The organism is Nonomuraea sp. NPDC049784 (genome assembly GCF_040659615.1).
Lineage (GTDB): Bacteria > Actinomycetota > Actinomycetes > Streptosporangiales > Streptosporangiaceae > Nonomuraea.
Window position 1 is genome coordinate 1 of the sequence record NZ_JBFAMX010000765.1, and the last position, 4,177, is coordinate 4,177.

Below are 4,177 nucleotides of genomic sequence, written 5' to 3' on the forward strand. Positions count from 1 at the left end.
CGTTCTCCGGCCGCCTTGCCGCAGCGTGGAGACGAACGCCTCGCCAAGCAGTGCTTGCTGGACAACCGCGATCGAGCGGGCCAGCTCGATCAGCCGAGGGCCTTCCCGGCGATAGGCATCTCGCACCGCCTCAACTTCCGATGCGGGCATGCAACCCCTCAGATCGTGCGCCGCAAGCCGATAACTGGCTCGGGCTGCGTTGATGGCTGCGTCGACGTGGCCGGCGACCATGCGGGCTAGCGCAACGGGGTATCGGCGAACCGCCTGGTAGTCGCGGTATTCGGCGGGAGCTGTATCCAGTAGCCAGGCCACGGCAGAACTCTCCCAGTCGGGCTTATCTGGCGTGAGAACTTCAGGCGGCCACTCCGGCGGGACGAACATGCCGTCATCGTAGGCCCGCCCTGCCCGCGCCGCAGGCCGGGATCGGCTGCCGCTCTGGACTGCCTTACTTGACGCGACGGGGCCAGAAGCATCCCTACCGGGAAGGGCACCTGTCCGCCCCACCGAATCCACCCCGGCGGACATCTCATCCGCCATGACCGGCTCGTCCCCGGCCGGAAACCGTTGGACGCTGCTGTAGTCCTCATTCGCCAGGCGCTTCACCGCCGAAGCCGGGAGCCACTCGGTGTGTGTCTGGATGCCGCCTCGGAAGTTGCGGACCGCCACCTCATTCCACGTCACATAGGCTCGCTGCCACGTGCCGTCCTCATACAGTTGCACGGCCAGCACATAACCGGCTGCGTGCGGCAGGACCTTGACTGTGGGCGGGACGGTCACAATGCGATCCTATCCGGCATTCGAAGGGAGATTCGAGTGGATGAAGGGGTGTCGGGTTTGGCTGGGCGAGCACCGGAGACCCACACGCGAGATCAGATCGCAAAGCGTGGCCCGCTCCAGCTCGAACAGATCGCCTCGGGCTGGGCTGCCACTTCGATAAGAACCCAGCTTCGCCAGGGCGTAGGGCTGCCCTGGCCACGGCGGCCAGGGCAGCGTGAGCGCACGGAAGAATTGCCCAGCCCGCACGCTGGACATCGCACTCCCGAGGGTTTACCCCCTCGGCCGGGTGCACACGCTGAAGGACCCTCACCTCTACGTGCCGAGGACCTGCTCGCCCGCTCCGCAAGATACGCGTGCGCGCCTGGGCGGAGCCGAGGCACGTTGGTCTGCTCCACCAACGCGCCGAACCGCACTGGCCCGTTCCTGACCACCGCCAGCAGCGTGGCCTGCACGCCCAGTGGGTCGTTCAACGACCGCCGCCGGGACGAGATGGTGTCGAGCGTCGTCTGGACGTGCGGTCGCCAGTCAGCCGCCACCGCATACCGCCACCCGCAAGACAGCGCGATCTCAGCGGCGGCCGCGAACCGTATCCTGTCCTCCGCCTTGATCCGGCCACCCGGACGAACGTCGATCAACCACGAGTTGCTTCGAGTCACGGCGAGGAAGTCGGGGATGTGCTCGCCTGCCCCGTCGATCGTGTTGAAAGCCAGCCGGAACGGCTGAGACAACACCTCGACCACGTCGCCCGCGAACTCCAACGCCAGCAGCACCGATGGCTCCGCGTGGCTCTCGAAGCCGTGATGGCGACCCGTACGGGACTGGCCAGACGGTGGCTGGGGTCGGTCAGGTGTTCTGCCCACCAGCGGGCGTTGCGGGATTGGCGGTCGAGGATCGCATCAAGGACGGCCGAGGCGACTGCGCGAAAAGCTCTGCCTGCCGCGGTCTGCGGCACAAGCACCGCTCGTCGATGTCGGCATGCTCGGCCAGCTCCATCAATTCCGGTTCGGGGATCAGCCGATGGATGTGGAAACGGTCGTTGACCATGCCCTGTTGTCCGAGCCATGTGCAGCCGATCGCGTGCACGCTCAGCTCGGCCGTCGTGGCGCCCACCTTCCATGCCTCCGAAAGGGTCACCATCGGTTTGGGGCCTTCGTGGGACGGGCCAGTCGTCTTCGCCAGGCGTCTTTCCAGGTCCAGAAGGCTCATCCCGCGCCTTTCCCGCTGCTTGCCCTCCGTGTCCCGTCTCGTCCGCTCGTAGCGGCGAGCCTGTTTGGCTCGTCTTTCCTCCGTTCGTGCGGCCGTCCGCTCGTCGTGGAGAGCTCCCAGGCTCTCCATCAGCGGAGCCAGGTCGGGGAAGGCCTTGGCCCAGGTGCGTACTTCCTGCAGCGACGTTCCGTTGTTGCGGCTTACATACTCCAGATTGCCGGGCATCTCGGTGCCTGTACGGATGACGCCCTCAACGATCGAGCGGCGATATGCGGAGACGGCATCGCGGATGTCCTGCCTCAGGTCCGCCCGATCACGGAGAAGGTCGCGGATCTCGGCCTCTGACCGGCGCATGATCCTCATCGCCTTGTTCGGGCTGCCTGTCCTGCGTACGTGCTGCAGAAATCGGTCGTACAGTTCGGCCATCGGCTGGCCTCCTCCGTGTGAGTCCCGGGGCGCGGCTAACGCCTGTTGGATCACCGTTGTGCGGACGATACCGGCCGGCATCCCCGTGCTGCTACCGGTGCGAGTGCCCAAGGACTCTTCCGGGTATCGGCGACAGGCGCCACGCGGGTGTGCCGACCGGCTTGTCCAGACGCCTGTCATGCTGCAACGTTCTTGAGCATCCGTCGATCCTGCCGTCGGTCATGTCGCCTCCCCCGCGCCACATGTCGCCGTGCCACCGTTGGTGGATGGTCCCCTCGTGGCTGCCTGGTGCTGAGCGCGGGCGAGGTCCGCCAGGGCGCGGCAGCAGGGCGGTGGTTGGCTCCGCGTGCCGGGTGCAAGATTCCGGGGATGGTGTCGAGGAACAGAACGGCGACGGGGTGGGGCCCGAGGCCGCCGATCAGGATCCATATCACTGGCCGTCGACGCGGATCAGGTCGGGCCGGCGCTGCCGGTCGTCGTACCGATCGGCTGGTCGAGGACGTGGGAGCTGGCGTCGGATCCCGCGGCCGTCGGCGTGTGCCTGTCCTCAAGCCTGCTGGCCGGCGCGGAGCCCATCCTGCGCACACCGTGGGCTGACCGCGAGCAGAGCACGCGGGCCCACGCCAGCCCCAGGCATCATCCGTGCGTGAGCAGCTCTGGCAACGCAACCGGGACGGCCAGGAAATGTCGGTGCCTGGGCATATCGTCGGCTCACCCCCTCGCACATCCGCTACGACGGGGGGTCTGATGTCTTTCACGGCTCTTCATCCCGAGCTGGGGCGCATTGATGCCACGCTCACCGATCTGGGTCAGGGCCTGGAGTGGGAGAGTGTTTATCGAATCCGGCCCCGGGTCCGGCTCACCTGCCCCGAGTGTGGTCACGGCGTCCATGCCAAGCTGTCACCGCTGCGGGCGCGGTACTTCGCGCACGACCCTGGCCGTTCACCGCACTGTCAGCTGTCGGTGGAGTCGACCGATCATCATCTGCTGAAGCTTGTGCTGGCCGAGGCGATCCGCAGCGCAGGCAGCCCCTCCGCCAGGCCACCCCCAAGGACATCGCCGCGATGCTGACCGGCACCCTCTGCAACAACACCGGCACCACGTTCACGATGACCGCCACCATCGCGGCGGCCATCCCTTACGGCGGAACCCTCCGCACCGCCGCCACCGAGTACGAGGTGATCGTCTCCTGCGAGTACAAGTCCTGGAAGATGACCCCGCGCCTCCTAGGCCTCCCCATCCGATAGCCCATCCGGCCGCCGGGCCCACGCCCGGCGGCCCAAGACCCGGAGCCGACCATGCACCCCGGCACGAAGCACATAAAGGACGCCATCGCCGCCCTCGGCATCCCCCGCCGAGCCATCCGCGCGGTCACCGACATGAGCATAACCAACGCCACGGTGTTTGACCCCGCCCACATCGCCCTGGTCGCCCAACACGCAGACCAGCTCGCCACCCCCGGGCAGGGAGTCGTCCTCAAGAGAGCAGGCTGCGGCTGCATCTGGTCCGTGCTCGTGACGACCCGCCTCCAGATGGTCGGCCGCGTCACGACCCTCGACAGCAAAGACCCCTGCTACGAGTGCCGCACCAGCCGGAAGGACCAGACCCGATGATTCCCGCCCCGGCCGCCGGCACCAGCCGCGAACGCATGGACGAGATCTGGGCCGAACACCGCGCCGCGTTCCGCGCCGCGCTCACCCAGGAGATCACCAGCGGCACGACCGAAGTCACCGCAGCCTGCGACCCGCGCCGCATCATGCTCGGCGGC

5 protein-coding genes are annotated in these 4,177 nt (G+C 67.5%); 2 read left to right on the forward strand and 3 right to left on the reverse strand.

The features are described from left to right. The 3 genes from AB0J09_RS57970 to AB0J09_RS57980 form a co-directional block, all read right to left on the reverse strand. Positions 1–777: hypothetical protein (locus AB0J09_RS57970; protein WP_360711632.1), on the reverse strand; the 777-nt coding region annotated here is incomplete at its 3' end. A gap of 92 nt (positions 778–869) precedes the next feature. Then, the gene (locus tag AB0J09_RS57975) at positions 870–1,547 is read right to left on the reverse strand and encodes a hypothetical protein (RefSeq protein ID WP_360711635.1); all 678 of its coding nucleotides are present in this window, start codon (positions 1,545–1,547) and stop codon (positions 870–872) included. A gap of 73 nt (positions 1,548–1,620) precedes the next feature. Beyond that, on the reverse strand, positions 1,621–2,208 hold the full coding sequence (locus tag AB0J09_RS57980; RefSeq protein ID WP_360711638.1) for a hypothetical protein: 588 nt from the start codon (positions 2,206–2,208) through the stop codon (positions 1,621–1,623). Between the two features lie 1,265 nt (positions 2,209–3,473). On the opposite strand from AB0J09_RS57980, the gene AB0J09_RS57985 reads away from it, so the two are divergent. Beyond that, the gene (locus AB0J09_RS57985; protein ID WP_360711641.1) at positions 3,474–3,656 is read left to right on the forward strand and encodes a hypothetical protein; all 183 of its coding nucleotides are present in this window, start codon (positions 3,474–3,476) and stop codon (positions 3,654–3,656) included. 51 nt (positions 3,657–3,707) lie between these two features. Next, complete coding sequence (locus tag AB0J09_RS57990) at positions 3,708–4,022, forward strand: hypothetical protein (RefSeq protein WP_360711644.1); 315 nt, start codon at positions 3,708–3,710, stop codon at positions 4,020–4,022. Positions 4,023–4,177: the final 155 nt, after the last annotated feature.